Source organism: Variovorax sp. PDC80 (assembly GCF_900115375.1).
Taxonomy (GTDB): domain Bacteria; phylum Pseudomonadota; class Gammaproteobacteria; order Burkholderiales; family Burkholderiaceae_C; genus Variovorax.
Genome location: NZ_FOWG01000003.1, coordinates 275,775 through 293,525, shown reverse-complemented (window position 1 = coordinate 293,525; position 17,751 = coordinate 275,775). Strand labels below are relative to the sequence as shown.

The window sequence follows — 17,751 nt, the reverse complement described above, 5'->3', positions numbered from 1 at the left end:
CACCCGTCCTTCGCTCCACATCGCCGGCACCTGCTGTCGCGTTCTGCCATGGGGAGATGGCGGCTAGAGCGACTTCGCGCGAACCCGCATGCCCGATGGCCACCCGTTGCAAGACCGGTGGCCTTTTTGTTTTCTGCAACGACCTCGAGAGTCCACACGCATGTCCCTCGTCCTTCACGACACCTGGTCGCGCTCCCTGCGCCCCTTCGTTCCGCTGCGCCCCGGCCCGGTGGGGCTCTACTGCTGCGGTCCCACCGTCTACGACTATGCCCATATCGGCAACCTGCGCACCTACGTGTTCGAGGACCTGCTGCGCCGCGTGCTCGAATTCGGCGGCCACGAGGTGCGGCACGTGGTCAACATCACCGACGTCGGCCACCTGGTCTCGGACGCCGACGAGGGCGAGGACAAGATGGAGAAGGGCAGCCGCCGCGCGGGCGAATCGGCCTGGGCCATCGCCGAGCGTTTCACGGCCGCCTTCCGCGCCGACTGGCGCGCTCTGAACCTGCGCGAGCCCGCCGAATGGCCGCGCGCCACCGACCACATCCCCGAGCAGCTCGCCTTCATCGCCGAGCTCGAGCGCAAGGGCTTCACCTACCGCACCGCCGACGGCGTGTACTTCGACACCTCGAAGCAGGACGACTACGGCCACCTCGCGCGGCTGGACAAGGCCGGCCTGCGCGCGGGCCAGCGCGTGGCGATGGGCGACAAGCGCGAGGCCACCGACTTCGCGCTCTGGAAGTTCAGCCCGTCCGGCAGCCAGCGCCAGATGGAATGGGACAGCCCCTGGGGCCGCGGCTTCCCGGGCTGGCACATCGAGTGCTCGGCCATGTCGGCCCGCTACCTCGGGCCCTGGTTCGACATCCACTGCGGCGGCGAGGACCACATCGGCGTGCACCACAGCAACGAGATCGCGCAGACCCAGGCCTGCCACGGCACGCGGCTCGCCAACTTCTGGCTGCACGGCCATTTCCTCACGCTCGACGACGACGTGAAGATGTCGAAGTCCGATGGCGACTTCGTGCGGCTGCAGACGCTGGTCGACCGCGGCATCGATCCGCTGGCCTACCGCTACCTGTGCCTGGGCGCGCACTACCGCAGCAGCCTGCGCTTCAACGAGGCCGCGATCGCGGGCGCGCAGTCGGCGCTCGACCGGCTGCGCCGCGCCTATGCGGGCTGGCCGGTGGGCGGCGCGGCCGACGCGGGCTTCGTCGCGCGCTTCCGCGCCGAGGTCGAGCAGGACCTGAACCTGCCGCGCGGCCTGGCCGTGCTGTGGGAGCTGGTACGCAGCGACCTGCCGGCGGCCACGCGGCGCGCCACGGTCGATGTGTTCGAGGCGGTGCTGGGCCTGCGGCTGGCCGAATGGCGCGAGGAGGGCGACGCGGTGCCCGAGGCGATCGCGGCCCTGGCGCGCGAGCGGCTCGAGGCCCGTGCCGCGGGCGACTGGGCCCGGGCCGACCGGCTGCGCGAGGACTTGCGCGCGCAGGGCTGGCAGGTCGAGGACGGCGCGGCCGGGCCCCGGCTCAGCCGTGGACGTGCGTGACAGCAGGCCGGCGGCCGCGGACCGACAATCGCTTCCCATGAACGCCACGCCGCCCAAGCCACGCCCGATCCGCACCGCCGCCTCGCTGATCCTGCTGCGCGACGGGCCCGGCGGCCTCGAGGTGCTGATGCTGCGCCGGGCCGACAAGCCCGACGACCAGAACAGCGGTGCCAGCGTGTTCCCGGGCGGCGTGGTCGACGCGCACGACCGCGAACTGCACACGCGCTGTGCCGGGCTCGACGATGCGGCCGCGAGCGCGCGGCTCGCGCTGCCCGCGGGCGGCCTCGACTACTACGCCGCCGCGGTGCGCGAATGCTTCGAGGAGGCCGGCGTGCTGTTCGCGAGCGACGCCGACGGCGCGCTGGTCGCGCTCGAGCGCGTCGATCCCGAGCGGCTGGCAGCGATGCGCGCCGCGGTGGCCGACAGCACCGAGGCGCTGCTCGCGCTGTGCGATGCCCAGGGCTGGCGGCTCGCGGTCGACCAGCTCGCCTACTTCAGCCACTGGCTGACGCCGCCCGGCATGCCGCGGCGCTTCGACACGCGCTTCTTCGTCGCGGCCATGCCCCCGGGGCAGGAGGTGCAGGTCGACGGCTTCGAGATCGTCGAGCACCGCTGGCTGCCGCCGGCCGAGGCCGCGAGCCCGGCACTCGGGCTCAAGCTGATGAACGTGACGCGGCGCGTGCTGCTGGAACTCGCGGGCTTCGCCTCGGTGGCCGATTGCCTCGCGCAGGCGCGCGCTCGTGCGCGCGTGCGTCTCAACATGCCGCGGCTGGCCGACGGCCCCGAGGGCCGGCGGCCGGTGAATGTGGACGAGGCGCCCTACGACGAGGTGGCGCTGGTCGATCCCGACGGGCAGGGCGGCGGGCGCTATGCGCACGAGGCGGGGCTTTCGATGCGGCTGTCGCCGCGCGTGTGGCGCGTAACGGGCGGCGATGGAACGCACAGCCATTTCGTCGGTGGCGACGAAGGCTGGGCGCTGATCGATCCGGTGCCGGGCGAGGCGCTGCGCGCCGCGGCGCCGGGGCCGGTGCGCTGGGTGCTGGCCACGCGCGGCGAGGCATCGGCCGCCGGCTGGCCCGAGGCGCGTGCGGTCGCGCCGAAGCCTGGGGAGTCGCTGGACCTCGGCGGCGCGACGCTGCGGGTGCTGGGCGGCGACGAGGCCGCAGCGCGGCGCTTCCTGCTGGTCGAGGAGCGCCTGCTGTTCTCGGGCAGCGCGCAGGGCGCGACCGTGGCGTGGCCCGATGACGTGGCGGTCGAATGGATCGCGCCCGTGCGCGGATTCGTCGTGCGCCACGCGCCCGACTGAGCGCGGCCCGCCGTCTTCAGGAGCGCGGATCGCCGAGCCGCAGCAGGCAGTCGACGATCGCATCGGCCGCCTCGTCCAGCCGCGGACCGGGCCGCATCATCAGGTCGAAGCGCGCCGACGCGAAGCTGCAGACGCGGCCGCGCTTGATCGCGTTCATCGCCGACCAGCCGGGCCGCGCGGCCATCGCCGACAGCTCGCCGAGCGCCGACACCATCAGCACGTCGGGGTCGGCGCGCACCACGAACTCGGGGCTCATCTTCGGGAACGGCCCCAGCGTGCCGGGCACCGCGTTCGCGAGGCCCAGGCGCGCGAGCGTCTCGCCGATGAAGGAACTCTCGCTCGCGGCCGCCATGCCGCCATGCACCTCGAAGTAGACGCGCCGGCCCTGCCAGCCCGCGGGCACGCGCGCGCGCGCCGCGTCGAGGCCGGCATCGAGCCGGCGCCAGTAGGCCTCGCCCTTGCCGGGCTGGCCGGTGGCGCGCGCCACGGTCTCCATCACGCGGCGCATGTCGGCATGGGTCTTGGCATCGAGCGCCAGCACGCGGATGCCGAGCCGCTCGAGCGGTTCGGCGGCACGGCTGCGCGGGCGCAGCAGCACCAGGTCGGGCTTGAGCGCGACGATGCGCTCGATGTTCGCGTCGTCGATGCCGCCCACCTGCGGCAGCCGCTGCACCGCCACCGGCCAGTTGGCATGGCGGTCGATGCCCACCAGCCGGTCGCAGGCGTCGAGCGCGCAGACGGTCTCGGTCAGCGAAGGCATCAGCGAGACGATGCGCCGCGCGGGCGCCGGCAGCTCGAGCACGCTGCCGCGGTCGTCGTCGAGCCGCACGCCCGCATGGACCAGCGCCGGTCCGCCGAGCGCGAAGGCCGCGGCCAGCGAGAGCGCCGAGGCGAAGTGGCGCGCGGGACGCGGGGAGGGCGCGAGGTCGGGGGGCTGGAACATCGTGGAGGAGGGTGGGCGGTGCTACGCCGATTGTCGCCGCCGGGCTCAGGGCTCGCCCCGGTTCGCCAGCCGCTCGCGCCGGAGCGCCTCCTCGGCGCGCGCATCGTTGACCGCGCGCAGCACCTCGCCGAGGTCGACCGGCCCGGTGTCGCGCGGCGGCGCGCCGCTGAGCTGCGTCTCGGGCCGCAGCAGGCCGCGCTCGTAGAGATGCCAGATCTCCTCGCCATGGCGCGTCTCGTGCAGCTCGGGCGCGAAGCGGCCGAAGAACTCGCGCAGGTTCGCCACGTCGCGCAGCAGCATGCGCTGCGCATGGTTGTTGCCCGCGGCATCGACGGCCTGCGGCAGGTCGATGATCACCGGGCCGCCGGCGCCGAGCAGCACGTTGAACTCCGAGAGGTCGCCGTGCACGATGCCCGCGCACAGCATGCGCATCACCTCGCGCACCAGCGTGGCGTGATGGCGCCGCGCATCGTCGGGCGTGAACTCGACGTCGTTGAGCCGCGGGGCGGCCGCGCCCTCGGCATCGGTCACGAGCTCCATCAGCAGCACGCCCTCCCAGAAGCCGAAGGGCTCGGGCACGCGCACGCCCGCGTCGGCCAGCCGGTACAGCGCATCGACCTCGGCGCTCTGCCAGTGGCTCTCGGTCATGCGGCGGCCGAAGCGCGTGCCCTTGGCGATGGCGCGGCGCTCGCGCGAGTTGCGGATCTTGCGGTTCTCGGTGTAGTCCACCGCTTGCCGGAAGGCGCGCTTGTCGGCCTCCTTGTAGACCTTGGCGCAACGGGCTTCGTCTCCGCTGTGCACGACGTAGACCATCGCCTCCTTGCCGCTCATGAGCTGGCGGCTGACGCTGTCGATCAGGCCTTCGTCGACCAGGGGTTGGAGTCGGGGCGGGATCTTCATGGGGCCACCTCCTTCCTTGCGCGGGCGGGGAGGATGGCGATGCGGACGGTCGAGAGAAAAACGAAACGATGCCGCGCGTGGGCGGCTGCTGTATCGAGCATGGGTGTGGGCACCTTGATTCGGAAACGAAAGACCGGGCGCCGCACGCGATGGCGCGCGCGGCGGGCTTGGCGAATCTCGGGCGGGGCGGCGTCGCGTGCAGCGCGGGGGCTGCGACGTTCAGCGAGGCGAAGGCATCAGCGGCGTGTGCGCAACGCGATCGAGCGGCCGGGCACCGAGACGGTGGTGGGGGCAAGGACTGGCTTGTTCATTGCGTACCTCCTATGGTGCGTGGTTGTCGAGGGATGCGAATGTAGTCGCATGCGCGCGAACTGTGAAGCCCATCGTTCGCGCGGGGCCGGCGCTGTGTTCGGCGCGCGACAGCGCCACTTAACGCACGCGGCTTAAGGATTCGACAAGGAATGCGTGGTGCAGGCGCTTGAAAGCATCGTCTTCGCAGCAGGCAATTGCTAAACTGGCCGCGACAAGAAGATGCATGAGAAAGCACCGTTGCGTGCCACTTCTCCCGATCCGATCCGCATTGCTTTCGAGATCTTTTCAAATGACGCCTGAACAACGACTGGACCTGTGGCTCTCCGAGGAACGCGAGGTAGTCGAACTGCTTAATTCGGGTCCCGGTGTCGGTGTGGCACGGCCCGCGCAGCTCGTCGGCAAGAGCGGCCTCGAGGTGATGCACGCGATGATGAACGGCCAGCTTCCCTATGCGGAGTTCGCCAAGCACCTGACCTTCTATGCGATCGTCGCGCGCCCGGGCTCGGCCGTGTTCCAGGGCACGCCGCAGCGCGAGTACCTCAATCCCATGGGCACCATCCACGGCGGCTGGATGACCTCGATCCTCGATTCGGCGCTGGGCTGCGCGGTGCTCGCATCGCTGCCGCCGGGGCAGGTCTACACCACGGCCAGCCTCGAGACCCGTTACCTGAAAGGCCTCACGCTCGATGTGCGGCGCGTGCGCGCCGAGGCCACGGTCACGCGCATCGAAGGCCGCGTGGCGCTGGCCGAAGCCAGCCTCGTGGGTCCGGACGGCACGCTGTATGCCAAGGCCACCACCGAGTGCCGGCTGTTCGACATGCGCGCGCCAGCGCAGGCGCAGGCACCCGCGGTGGCGTCGCGGCCATCGACATCGGCCGCGTCCTAGAAGCGAATCGCCCTTCGGGGCGATTTTTCTTTGGGGGCCGGCCTTTTCAGGACCACATCTTGCGCAGCACCGCCGAGAGTCCCGAGCCGGCGATCAGCGCGATGAAGAAGCGCATCCAGCCGGCCTTGCGCTGGTAGATGTTGGCGACCCAGATCGCGCCCGTCACGAGGCCGATCAGCCAGGCATCGCGCAGCGACAGCAGGAAGCCCAGCACGTAGGTGCCCTGTATCGCGATGCTGACCCACAGGCCCAGCAGCGACAGCGCGCTGCGTGGCTTCGCGGGTTGCGGAGCCGCCGCGGGCTCGGCCGTGCGCGTGTCGTTGCGTGGCGGTGCCTGTTCGCGCCGCTGCGTGTCGTCGAGCGCGCGCTGGCGTTCGCGCTCGGCCTCGCGCTTCGCCTTCTTCTCGGCCGCGATCTGCTCGGGCGTCTTCTCGAGCACCGGCTCGGGCGCGCGCGCGGGCTGCCACCACGTGGGCAGCGGCGCGAGCCCGGCGGCCGACTGCTGGCGGAAGTGGCCCGCGGGCAGCGGCGCGCGGGCCGGCGTCGCGACCGTCGCGGGCGCCGATGCGTGCTTCGCGGCCAGTGCCTTCACGCGCCGCAGGTAGGGCTCGGCGCGCGCCGGGTCGGCCATCGCGATGAAGTTCGCATAGCCGCGCAGCGCGGCGATCAGGTCGTGCTGGCCGTTCCAGTGCAGGCCCTGCGGGCCGTGGCGTTCGGCCTGGTGCAGCACCGCGCGAAAGCGCCGCAAGGTGTCGCGGTCGGTCGAGAGCTTGTCGTTGACCACGATGCCGGTCACGTGCTGCTGCTGGTGGCGGCGCATCACCTGCTGTTTCTCGGGATGCACCACGAGGCCTTCGCTGGCCACGATCTGCTTGGCGCGCCACAGCAGCTTGCCGACGTCGCGGCCATGCTCGGCATCGGCCGAGAAGCTCAGGTCGTCGGCATAGCGCGTGTAGCGAAAGCCCAGCTTGGCGGCGCAGGCGGCCAGCCGCGCGTCGAGCCGGCGGCACAGCACGTTGGTGAGCATCGGGCTGGTGGGCGCGCCCTGCGGCAGCACGCGCTCGCCGCGCGCGACGAAGTAGCGTTCGCCGTCGAGCTCGACCTCGTCGGTCGGCGCCTCGGTCGCGAGCAGCGCGAACAGGGTCGCGACCTGCGGCGAGTAGCCGAGCTGGCGGAACACGCCGCGCACGCGGCGCAGGCCGATCGAGGGAAAGAAGTCCTTGAGGTCGAGGTTGACCACCACCGCCTGCCCCACGTGCGGCGCGGCATTGCTGAGGATCGAGCGGCCCGGCAGGAAGCCGTGCACCGCTTCGTGCACCGGCACCTTGGCCAGCACGTTGTCGAGCACCCAGTACTGCGCGCGCTTGAGCCGCGGCATCGGCGCCGAGATCCGGCGTTCGCCGCCGGTCTTCTTGGGCACGGTGAAGCGCTGGTAGTGGCTCACGCGCGCGACCTCGCGGTGCCAGGCCAGGAAGCGCAGCTCCCCGAGTTCCAGGCCCATGGCGCGCGCGAGGTCGGTGGCGTCGTGCAGCGCCGGCAGCGCATGGCGCGCGAGCGCCTGTTCGTCGCTGCGCGCCGCGTTGAGCCCGCCCGAGACGCCTTCGCCCAGGTACAGCAGCTCGCGCTGGCGCCGGCCGTGCCAGTCGAGCGCGCGCGCATGGCGCTGCTGCGCGAGGCGCTGGCGGGTTTCTTCACGGCGCTCGCGCGCCCGCGCCATGCGCTCCTTGCGCATGGCCTTGAGCGCGGTCTCGCGGTCCTCGATGCCACGCAGCTCGTCGCCCAGATCGCGCAGCGCGGTCTGCAGCTCGCCCTCGCGGCGGATGAGTTGCGCCTCGACCGTGGGCTGCGCCGTGTCGCGCGGCCAGAAGCCCAGGCGCTGCATCTCCTCGAGCACGACCTCCTGCTTGGAGCTCCCGCGGATGCGCTCGTAGAGCTGCTCGCGCGTGAGCGCCGAATCGGGTACGGAGGAGGGAGAGGGTGGGGTCATGGGCGGTGTGCGCCGCATGGACCGATGCACTGGAAGAAAAAGATGCGAACGGGACGGGAATCTCGTCGAAGAGCCTGAAGACTGGACAGCTCCACTCGACGCCGTACGCGCATGGTGGCGCGATGAGCTTCGAAGAAGCCGCACCGTCATCGCGCCACCATGCGCGTACGGCACAGTGAAGAGATGTCCAGTGAAGCCTGGGAAGTGCTGAGATCGAGGATGGCGATGCGCCATCCGGATTGCAAGAGCCTTCCCGCCCCGTTCGCAAAACCAGTGTATCAGCCGATGCTTGCAGTCCTTTCTTCCGAGTCGGTCGCGGGCGTCGTTGCGCCCGCGGTGGTGCCAAGGGCCAATGCGGCCGAGGCCGTGGCCAGGCGCAGCGCGAGCATGTGTTCGCACGGCCCCTTCGTCATGCGCAGGCGGATGAAGTGGTCGCACTGGCATTCGCCGGTGGCCACGCGCTGGTCGGCATCGAGCTGCAGCCGTACCTGGTACTGGCGCGAGGATTGGGTGCCGCACAGGCCGCTGAGCAGCAGCCCGCCGTCGGCACGGGCCTCGACCTTCGTGTCCTTCAGGCGCCCGGCCTGCACCAGTTCGGCGGCGGCCGCTTCCTCGGGGCTGGCATGGCGCAGCCGTTCCATCGGCAGCGGCTCGCGGCTCAGCTCGCGCAGGCGCCACACGCCATGCGCGATGTCGTACACCACGCGGCCGGCCTGCACATAGCCGCCGAGCGCCGACTCGACCGTGAGCGGCGAGAGCCCGGTGGCCGCGGCCAGCTCGGCGGTGGTGGCGCGCCAGCGCTCGCCGAGCGCCGCGAACACGCGCAGCAGGCTGTCCTGGTCGACGTCGTGGCGCGGCTGCAGCAGCTCGAAGTGGCCGTTGCGCGACCAGTCGTTGGCGGTCCAGCCCGACAGGCCCAGCGTGAATTCCATGTCGGGCAGCCGCGCGACCCAGAAGCTCGGCATGCCGGTGCCCAGCAGGTGCACCGTGAAGCCCTGCGCCACCGGCACCAGCCGCTCGAGCTGCAGCAGCCGGCGCCGGCCCCAGACGCGGATGTCGATATCGGCGGGCGCGTCGTGCGAGGAACGCGGGCACACCAGTTCATGGCCCCAGGGCTCGAACAGGATGCGGACCGGCTGACCGGGCCGCAGGATGAAGCGCAGCGAGCGCGGGCCCGCGCGCTCCTTGCGGCGGCGCAGCACCAGGCAGATGTTGTGCACGTCCATCGGATGCAGCTGCAGCCGGTGCGCGGGCAGCAGCATCGCGCTGCTGACCTGCAGGAAGCCGCGCACCCAGCTGTCGGGCACCTCGATCTTGGGCTCGTGGAAGGCCGGGTCGTTGCCGCTCTGCACCTGGAAGCCGCCGGGATCGATCGCCAGCCGCGTGGCCTTGTAGTCGCGGATCTTCTGGAACTCGTCGTAGAGCGACTCGGAGTAGTCGACGTTGGTGGTGCCGAAGGCATGGTCGCTCACGCGGTCGAAGACCTCGTGGCCGCAGGAGAACATGCCGTAGCTCGACTCGTCCTGGCTGAAGCACTCGAAGAACACGCGGTCGGGATGCACCGTGATCACCGGGTCGAGCACGAACCAGGCTTCGCGGTTGACCTTGTAGAGGTGATCGAAGTAGCGCTTCTGTGCCCGGTAGAAGGGCTGCAGCATGGCCGACTTGCGCTGGCGCAGCACGTCGAGCTCCTCGCGCAGCGGCGCCATGCGCGCCTTGAGCTCGTCGCTGCGCGCCATGTACTGCGCGAGCAGCTCGCCTTCCTGGCTCGCGAGCCATTCGAGGTAGGCGCTCTTGTCGCGCGGCTGGAAGCGCAGGTCGCCCACCACCACGTCGTGCAGCGCCGACATGCCTTCGCGAAACGGCAGGTGCCGGTTGACCTCGCCGATGAAGTGCACGGGCGCGCGCAGGGTGTCGGGCGCGAACTGCAGCGCGGTGCTGGTGGGCGTCTGCTGCGCGCCCGAGTGGCCGAAATAGCGGTACTGGAACTTCATGCGGCGGGACCTCCGGCGACGGCGGCCCGGCGCGGCGCGACGGCGCGCACGGGCGCGGCCTGCAGCGGGTTCTCGAGCGCCGGATAGCGTTGCTGGATGCTGCGCAGGCCGGCCACGTAGCGGGCGCGCTCGGTGATGGCGCCGCTCACGGCCTGGCGCGCGAACACGCGCGCGACGATGCGCGCCGCCTCCTCGGACTGCTCGGCCTGCGCCGCGAGGAACTCGCTCACGCGCGCCTTGGCGAGCCGGCCGCGGTTGGCTTGCGACAGCACGGTGAGGAAGTAGGGCTCGAGCCGCGCCAGCACCTCGGGCTTGCCGCCCGCGGCGGCCGCCAGCCAGTTGGTCACGAACAGCTGCATGCCGCTCGAGGGATGCTGGCTCAGCTGCAGCATGTAGGTGGTGACGTCGGTGAGTTCGAAATGCGCGGTCAGCAGTTCGCGGCCCAGGCGCTGCGCGCCGGGATCCTTGTGGTCGCACAGGCGCACCAGCAGCGCGGGTGTCCATTGCGGCGACTGGCCTTGCGATGCGAACCACTGGCGCGCCCAGGCGAGCGCGTCGTCCCAGCGGCTGTCGAAGATGCGCAGCGCGTCGTCGAGCTGCGCGAGCGTGCGCTCGGGTTGCGCGGCGAGCTGCTCGCAGGCCCATCGCCGCGCGGCGGCGGCATCGACCAGCCCCAGGCTCGCGGTCTGCAGCACGTCGAAGGCTTCGGCCGGCTGCTGCGGCAGCAGCCAGGCGCCCAGGCGCTGCGCGCCCTTGCTGCGCGCCTCGAGCAGCCGCACGGTGGTGGCGCTGTCGCCCGCGCGCGTGTGGTCGGCGAGCGGGCCGCACAGCCACTGCAGCAGCGAATCGAACACGCCCTCGGCCGCTTCGGTGCGGAACAACTCGTCGCGCAGCATCGGCATCAGCGCCGCGCCGAAGTCCGGATGGCCGGGCAGCAGCTGCGCGAGCTTGGGCGCGACCGCGCCGCGCACGCGCGGCATCGGGCTGGCGCAGAACACGGCAAACAGCGCCGGCTGCGCGAGCAGCGTGTCGTCGGGCAGCGCGGTGAACAAGCGCACGCCGGCGCCGCGCAGCCGCTCGTCGTCCGACTGCAGCAGCCGCGTCAGCACCTCGATCGGCAGGCCTTGCACGGACGCCGGATGCAGCAGCAGCCACTCGGCCGCGAGTGCCACCACGTCGGGGCTCGCATGGTCGAACAGCGCCAGCAGCGCGGCCAGCGGCGCCTTCGAGCCGGCTTCGCGCAGCGGGTTCTGCAGCGCCCATTGCAGGTTCTCACAGATGGCTGCCAGTTCGGGCGCCTGCGCATTGCAGCGCGCAATCCAGTCGAGCAGCGCGGTGCACAGTGGGTCGAAACCGTCGGCGGCCTCGGGCTGGCCGGCCGCGGCCTGCAGCAGCAGGCGCGAGGCACGGCGCACCTCGGCATCGGCCGAGACCAGCAGGCGCAGCAGCAGCTCGACATCGCGGCTGTAGCGCGCCGGGTCCTCGGCGATCAGGTCGAGCGCATGGCGACGTGCTTCATCGAGTGGCGAATCGATCAGCGGCACGAGCCAGGGGCCGGCGGGCTCGCCGGCCTCGATGCGCTCGCGCACCAGCGCCAGGGCGAAGCGCGCCGTGTGGCTCCAGGTGCTCGCGAGCAGCTCGCGCAGCACGGAGCCATCGAGCGCCTGGCAGAAGCTGCGGTTGTCCTGCAGCGCGCGCGCCGCGAAGGCATGCACGCCGGTGCAGCGCGACTGCTGCATCAGCTGCAGCAGCGCCTCGGGATGGCGGTCCCAGCGCTCGGGCCAGGCCTCGCCGCGTTGCGCGCGGCGCTCGGCCGGGGGCGTCTCGCGGCGCCAGTAGAGGCCGCCGGCCAGCGCGGTCCATTCGGGATCGTGGCGGTGCAGCAGCTGCATCACGACCAGCCAGCGGCTGTAGGGTCCGCTGTGCCAGACGCGCGTCTCGCGGTTCCAGCCCGCATCCTCATGGCGCGCCGCGACGGCCGCATTCGCATCGTCGGCCGCGAGCAGCACGCCCATCGCGAGCCGCAGCCAGTCGCGCTCGTCGGCCGCGCCGCGCAGCGCGAGCCGGCGCAGGGTGCGCCAGGTGCGGCGGCGCAGGTAGTCGTGCGTGCGCTGGCTCAGCGCGAGCCGGCTGTCGGGGCGCACGATCTCCTTCGCGATGTCGACGTAGCGGCCGTTGAGCATGGCCCATTGGCTGGTGCCGCGAAAGCCCGCGCGCTGCGTTTCGAGGCGCTGGTTCAGCAGGCCCAGCAGGCGGTAGTCGCCCGCGAACTCGGCACCCTTGTAGAGCCGGCGCCAGGCGCGGAAGCTGCCCGCGGCCAGCGACAGCTGCTGCGCCACGTCATGCAGCGCGTTGCGCGCCAGTCCAGTGGCCTGGTCCTCGTCGAGGCCTTCGAGCAGTGCGAGTTCGAACAGCTGCTGCGTCCAGTCGGTGTGCGCGAGGCTCTGCCAGTGCGCGGGATCGGCGAGCCGCTCGCGCAGCAGCGCGGCGGCCTCGGCCACCGGCACGACCTGCGCCTCGATCCAGGCGCGGCGCAGCGAGCCGGGCCAGTCGTCGACGATGCGCTCGGCTTCCGCGGCGCGCCGTTCGGCGGGCCACAGCGCGAGCGTGGCCCAGCGCGCGATGCGCGTCACCTTGGGGTCGGTCGCGCGGCGCGAGAGTTGGACCATCGCCTCGAACGCGCCCGCGTCGCCGCAGCGGCCGATGGCCCAGGCGATGCAGTAGTCGAGCATCGCGTCGCCGGTCTCGATCAGCTCGACCAGGCGCGGCACCGCCTGCGCGAGCCGGCGTTCGCCGAGGCGCCACACGGTGCGGCTGCGGCGCAGCGGCGGCAGCAGGCGCCAGGCATCGGGCGCGATGCGGTTCAGAAGAAGGGTGTCGGCAGGGGAAAGGGAAGCGGCGGCGGCGATGGGTGCAGCCGGTGCCGATGCCACGATGGGCGCGCCTTCGAGCGCAAGGCCGCGCGCGAGTTGCGCGGCGAGCGCATCGCCGAACACCGCCATCGCCTTGTCGAGCGCGAGCGGCGCGGGCGTCAGCACGGTCTCGCGCCACTGCAGTCCGTCGCGGCTGCTGCTCAGGTGCACCACGTGCCCGGCATCGGCGGGCAGCTCGAACAGTTCGATGGTGACGTGTTCCGTGACCGTCGATGTCCCCGGTCTCGTTCGTGTGAGTGTCTCGGATCGAATGCGCTTCACGCGGAGGCCTCCCTGCCTTCGGTTGAATGCCCTCGATCGCGCGGTGTGGCCGATCGGGGCATCCGCCTATCTTAGGCCCTATGCGCGCATGCTTCGATGACGCTCGAATGAGCGCCGGCTCACCACGCCATCTGCCGCCACGGGCTGTGCTCGTGCGAGAGCAGGTGGGCCGTGGCGCGCTGGAAGGTGTCGGTGTCCTCGGCGATGCGGTCGAGGTCGTGGGTGGCGAGCCAGAACGCGCGCCCGACCACGAAGCTGTCGCCGAAGTCGCGCCACGACTGGTAGGCGGGCTGCGCGAGGCGCGCCGCGCTCGCGATCGCGTTCCACGATTCCTCGGCGCGCAGCAGCCGCGCGTCCTGGATCAGCCGGTGCAACTGCACCAGCCGGCCCATGTCCCAGGCCATGATGCTCGCGGGCAGCGGCCGCGGCAGCTTGTCGAACAGGCCTTCCTCGGCGGCTTCGTGCCAACTTTCGTAGTAGTCGCGCGTGCTTTCGAGGTCGAGGCCGCGCGCCACCGCTTCGCCGGGCAGCGCCGCGAGGTTGGCCTGCGCCACCGCCGCCGCATCGCTTCGGCTGCCGCGGTAGAGGCGCTCCACGCGCGGGTTCACCACCGCGTAGTGGGCGCGATGGCCTTGCGAGAGCAGCGACTCCGTGACCTCGCGCGCGCTGCCGGCACCGGTGACGCCCCAGGCCGAGGCCAGCAGCGCCACGGCGGTGGCGCGGTCGGATTCCGCGGTGAGCGCATTGATCGGCAGGTAGGACTCGGCCGCATAGACCGCGCCGAGCGCGAGGCCGCGATGCTGCGCGGGCGTCAGCGGCGTGCCGTCCTCGAGCCGATTGAAACTGAATGAAAAAAGCTTGCGGACCTTGTCCAGAAATCCCATGGCGCCGTCCCCTTGTATTCGCCTGTGCGGGCGTAGGCTAGGTGCGCCGGGCGTGCGGCACCAGTGCCTAAAGTCATTCGGCGGCGCGGCGCGTGCTGTGTAGCATCGCAGCGTCGTGCAATGCCACGGCGCCGTTCGTTCCATCGCATCCGCCGCCATGTCCAGCACCGAACCTCTCGCGCAATCCAGCTTCCTCTACTTCACGGGCCAGGGCTCCGACAAGGTCTATCAGGTCCACCTGCGGCCGAAGGACGAGGGCTGGGTGGTCGACTACGGCAATGGCCGGCGCGGCGGCACGCTGGCCACCGGCACCAAGACCAGCAGCCCGGTCGGCTACGAGGCCGCGCTCAAGATCTACCAGAAGGTGGTGAAGGAGAAGACCGGCAAGGGCTACACCACCGATGCCTCGGGCGCGCTCTACACGGCCTCCGAGTTCGCGGGCCGCAGGAGCGGCGAGCTGCCGCAGCTGCCGACCCTCATCGCCGAGACGCAGCTCGTGCGCTACCTCGACGACCCCGGCTGGGGCCTGCAGGAAAAGGCCGATGGCGAGAACCGCATGCTGCTGATTGAGGAAGGCGCCGTGCGCGGCACCAACCGCCGCGGCCTGTTCGTCGACATCCCGCAGGCCTGGGTCGCGACCGCCGCGCTGCCGGCCGGCCGCGCGGTGATCGCGGGCGAACACGTGGGCGATGGTTTCCTGGCCTTCGACCTGCTCGAGGCCGGCGGCGAGGATATGCGCGCGCAGGCTTTCGTCGAACGCTTCCGCCGGCTCGAGGCCTTCGCGACCGCGCTGCCATGGATGGCCGTGCTGCCGCTCGAGACCGAGGCTTCGGCCAAGCACCGGCGCGCGGCCGAGTTGCGCGCCGCGCATGGCGAGGGCTTCGTGCTCAAGGCGCTGGCCGCGCCCTTCGCCGCGGGGCGCAGTGCCGCGAGCCTCAAGTTCAAGTTCCAGCAGAGCGCGACCTGCGAGGTGCTGCGCGTCAATGCGCAGCGCTCGGTGGCCGTGGGCCTGCGCGACGAGGCCGGCGTGCTGGTCGACCTCGGCAACGTCACCGTGCCGCCGAACGAGGCGCTGCCCGCGCCCGGCACGCTGGTCGAGGTGCGCTATCTCTATCGTTATGCGGGCGGCAGCTTCGAGCAGCCGGTCTATCGCGGGCAGCGGCCCGACATGGCGGCCGAAGATGCGCTGCTGTCGCAGGTCACGCGCATCAAGGACCGCAGTGCCGTCGCGGAAGAAGAACGCGACGATGGGAGCGAGGCCGCGTGAAGGGCGCGCATCGCATCGCCTGCGGCCTGGCCCTAACCGTCGCGCTCGCGGGCTGCGAGAAGCCCGCGCCGCCGCCACCGCCGCTGAGCAAAGAAGCACAGATCACGCGCGACGCACCGCCCGAGCTGATGTTCCGCGGCACCTTTGCCGGGCGGCCGATCCACCTGGTCGTGAACGACTGCGAGGTCTACAGCGTGCGCAGCCTCGAGGGCGGCGAGGTCGAATGGACCTCGGTGCTCAAGCCCGAGTTCTATCCCTTCTTCAGCGTCTGCCAGCGCCAGTCGCTGCAGGTCGAAGGCAGCGTGATGACGGCCCGGCTGGGCCGCATGGCAATCGGTGCCGGCGGCTGCTGCGCCACCGGCGGCACCTACCGCTCCACCGACGGCATCGCCTGGAAGCGGACCGGGTACTGACACCCGGCACCCGCGACGCGCCTCAGGCCACGACGATGCGGCCCGGGTCCGCCGAGCGCAGGATCTCGGCGCGGTCGCCGGTGGGCGGATAGATCCACTCGGTGTTGATCTGGTGCTTGAGCGCCTTGGCCTCGGCACCTTCCATCTTCACTTCGCGCGACCAGCCTTCGGTGTACACGGCGCCCCAGGGACCGAGGTCCAGGCAGGTCACGTACTTCGGCTGCGAATAGGCGATCTTGGGCAGCCCCAGCAGATCGGCCGCGACGTTGTGGCCGGCCGAGCGTCCGAGCGCCATCGCGTGCTGGCACGACATCATCGCGACGTTCCCCTCGTCGTCGGTGGCGGCACGCGCGGCATCGCCGGTGACGAAGACATTCGGAACGCCGGGCACCTGCAGGTTGCGGTCGACGAGGATCCGGCCCGCGGCATCGCGCTCGGCGGGGATCTGCTGCGTCAATGCGGTCGCGCGCATGCCGGCGGTCCAGATCACCGTCGCTGCCTCGATGCGCTCGCCGCCCGAGGTGGTTATTCCTTCGGCGTCGATGCTCTCGACCTCCACGCCCAGCCGCCAGCTGACGCCTTGCGACTTCAGCGCCTTCTCGATCACCGGTCGCGGGCCCGGTCCGAGGTCGGGACCGATCGCATCGGCGCGCTCGACGACGATCACGCGCGGCTCGATGTCGCCGCCCATGATCTCGCGCAGCCGCGCGGGCATCTCGGCCGCGGTCTCGATGCCGGTGAAGCCGCCGCCGACCACCACGATGGTGTTGCGCGCGAGCGAGGAGGGTTGCTTGGCGAGCTTGCGCAAGTGCGCGTCGAGCGCCACGGCGTCCTCGTACTGGTCGACGCTCAACGCGTGCGCATGCAGGCCGGGCACCGGCGGGCGGAAGAGCTGGCTGCCGGCCGCGAGCACCAGCCTGTCGTAGGCGAGCGTCTGGCGCGCGCCCGCGGCGTCGATCACGTCGACCTCCTGCGCATCGGTGCGGATGTGGTCCACGCGTGCCGCGAGGAAGCGCACGCCGACGGTATCGAACACGGACTGCAGCGGCGCCTTCATCGCCTCCTGCGGCACTTCGTAGAGGCGAGGGCGCACATGCAGCATGGGCTCGGGCGCGACCAGCAGGATCTCCACGCCGTCGTTCGCATGGCCTGCCATGTCGAGGGCGCGCGCCGCGCTCAAGGCGCTCCACATGCCGGCAAAGCCGGCGCCTACAACCAGGATTCGTTGGGTCATTTTGGATGGTTCGGTTCTGTGAGGTTCATGTCCCGCGGCGCACCGCGAAGGGTGCGGTGCGCGCGGGGTCTTCAAGACGATCCGGTGTGGATCGCTTAACTACGACTATACTGGTCGTAGTAAAAAATTCAATCGCCGATTTCATGAACCGACCCCTCGCCATGCTGGGCGCGTACACAAACATCCTTCGATGCGAGTCCGCGATCGCGGCGGGCGACGAGACCTGGCGCACGATCGCCGCGCTGATGCTGCCGTGCTATCGCAATGCGCTGAAGGTGTTGGCCCAGGGCCTGAGCGCCGATGAGCAGCGGGCGTTCGAGCGGCTGGTGGTCGACGTCCATGTCGACGGCGAATCCATGCGGGTCGCCGCCAACGACCCGAGTTAGACGCACGGCATCGGCTCGTGCACATCCGCAACGTCAACCCAAGGAATACCTCCCATGAAAACCGCATCGCTCGCACTCGCGCTCCTCGCCTTCACCGCAGCAAGCACAGGCACCGCCGTCGCGGCACCGCCCGAGCCGCAACGAGAAGTCATCGTTCCGGCCTTCGCCCATGCGATCGCCAACGTGCCCGGCAAGACGCTCACGGCGCTGGTCGTCAGCTACGCCCCCGGCGCGAAGACGCCCGCGCATCGCCACGGCCAGGCCTTCGTCGTGGGCTATGTGCTGGAAGGCGCGATCCGCAGCAAGCTCGACAACGGCCAGGAGGTCGTCTACCGCGCGGGCGAGAGCTGGACCGAGCAGCCCGGTGCCCACCACGCGGTGAGCGACAACGCAAGCGCCACCGAGCCCGCCAAGCTGCTGGCGATCTTCGTGGCCGATTCGAAGGAGAAGAACCTGGTCACGCTCGACAAGAAGTGAGCGCCGCCGCGCGTCGCGCTGCGCG

General features: G+C 71.2%; 14 protein-coding genes. 7 read left to right on the top strand and 7 right to left on the bottom strand.

What is annotated here, in order from left to right:
- Positions 1–160 precede the first annotated feature (160 nt).
- On the top strand, positions 161–1,543 hold the full coding sequence (cysS, locus tag BM109_RS11205) for a cysteine--tRNA ligase (RefSeq protein ID WP_093342845.1): 1,383 nt from the start codon (positions 161–163) through the stop codon (positions 1,541–1,543).
- A 37-nt stretch (positions 1,544–1,580) separates the two neighbouring features.
- A complete protein-coding gene (locus BM109_RS11200; RefSeq protein WP_093342843.1) occupies positions 1,581–2,849 on the top strand; it encodes an NUDIX domain-containing protein in 1,269 nt (422 codons plus the stop codon).
- A gap of 16 nt (positions 2,850–2,865) precedes the next feature.
- On the opposite strand, the gene BM109_RS11195 is transcribed toward BM109_RS11200, so the two are convergent.
- Positions 2,866–3,792: an ABC transporter substrate-binding protein gene (locus tag BM109_RS11195; protein ID WP_093342842.1), complete on the bottom strand. Its 927-nt coding sequence runs from the start codon at positions 3,790–3,792 to the stop codon at positions 2,866–2,868.
- Positions 3,793–3,837: 45 nt separating this feature from the next.
- Entirely contained in the window at positions 3,838–4,692 is an 855-nt protein-coding gene (locus BM109_RS11190; protein WP_093342841.1) for a PA4780 family RIO1-like protein kinase, read from the bottom strand.
- 601 nt (positions 4,693–5,293) lie between these two features.
- Between BM109_RS11190 and BM109_RS11185 the strand changes: the two genes are divergently transcribed.
- Positions 5,294–5,890: a PaaI family thioesterase gene (locus BM109_RS11185; protein WP_093342839.1), complete on the top strand. Its 597-nt coding sequence runs from the start codon at positions 5,294–5,296 to the stop codon at positions 5,888–5,890.
- Between the two features lie 46 nt (positions 5,891–5,936).
- Here the strand turns inward: BM109_RS11185 and BM109_RS11180 are convergent, their stop codons facing one another.
- From BM109_RS11180 to BM109_RS11165, 4 genes are all read right to left on the bottom strand, one after another.
- On the bottom strand, positions 5,937–7,877 hold the full coding sequence (locus BM109_RS11180) for a reverse transcriptase family protein (protein ID WP_093342838.1): 1,941 nt from the start codon (positions 7,875–7,877) through the stop codon (positions 5,937–5,939).
- A gap of 278 nt (positions 7,878–8,155) precedes the next feature.
- Positions 8,156–9,871 carry a hypothetical protein gene (locus BM109_RS11175; RefSeq protein WP_093342836.1) on the bottom strand — a complete coding sequence of 572 codons (1,716 nt, stop codon included), beginning with the start codon at positions 9,869–9,871 and terminating at the stop codon, positions 8,156–8,158.
- Positions 9,868–13,065, bottom strand: coding sequence for a hypothetical protein (locus tag BM109_RS11170; RefSeq protein WP_143129149.1), 3,198 nt, complete (start codon positions 13,063–13,065; stop codon positions 9,868–9,870). Before BM109_RS11170 ends, BM109_RS11175 begins: the two co-directional genes overlap by 4 nt.
- Positions 13,066–13,184: 119 nt before the next feature.
- Entirely contained in the window at positions 13,185–13,949 is a 765-nt protein-coding gene (locus BM109_RS11165) for a DUF1266 domain-containing protein (protein WP_177239316.1), read from the bottom strand.
- A gap of 157 nt (positions 13,950–14,106) precedes the next feature.
- Here BM109_RS11165 and BM109_RS11160 point away from each other — a divergent pair, with 157 nt between their 5' ends.
- On the top strand, positions 14,107–15,216 hold the full coding sequence (locus BM109_RS11160; RefSeq protein ID WP_093342832.1) for a hypothetical protein: 1,110 nt from the start codon (positions 14,107–14,109) through the stop codon (positions 15,214–15,216).
- Positions 15,213–15,629: a hypothetical protein gene (locus tag BM109_RS11155; RefSeq protein WP_093342830.1), complete on the top strand. Its 417-nt coding sequence runs from the start codon at positions 15,213–15,215 to the stop codon at positions 15,627–15,629. Before BM109_RS11160 ends, BM109_RS11155 begins: the two co-directional genes overlap by 4 nt.
- Before the next feature lie 22 nt (positions 15,630–15,651).
- Here the strand turns inward: BM109_RS11155 and BM109_RS11150 are convergent, their stop codons facing one another.
- On the bottom strand, positions 15,652–16,863 hold the full coding sequence (locus BM109_RS11150) for an NAD(P)/FAD-dependent oxidoreductase (RefSeq protein ID WP_093342829.1): 1,212 nt from the start codon (positions 16,861–16,863) through the stop codon (positions 15,652–15,654).
- Between the two features lie 143 nt (positions 16,864–17,006).
- Here BM109_RS11150 and BM109_RS11145 point away from each other — a divergent pair, with 143 nt between their 5' ends.
- A complete protein-coding gene (locus BM109_RS11145; protein ID WP_143129147.1) occupies positions 17,007–17,249 on the top strand; it encodes a hypothetical protein in 243 nt (80 codons plus the stop codon).
- A 54-nt stretch (positions 17,250–17,303) separates the two neighbouring features.
- Positions 17,304–17,726, top strand: coding sequence for a cupin domain-containing protein (locus tag BM109_RS11140; RefSeq protein ID WP_093342826.1), 423 nt, complete (start codon positions 17,304–17,306; stop codon positions 17,724–17,726).
- The last annotated feature ends 25 nt before the right edge of the window (positions 17,727–17,751 follow it).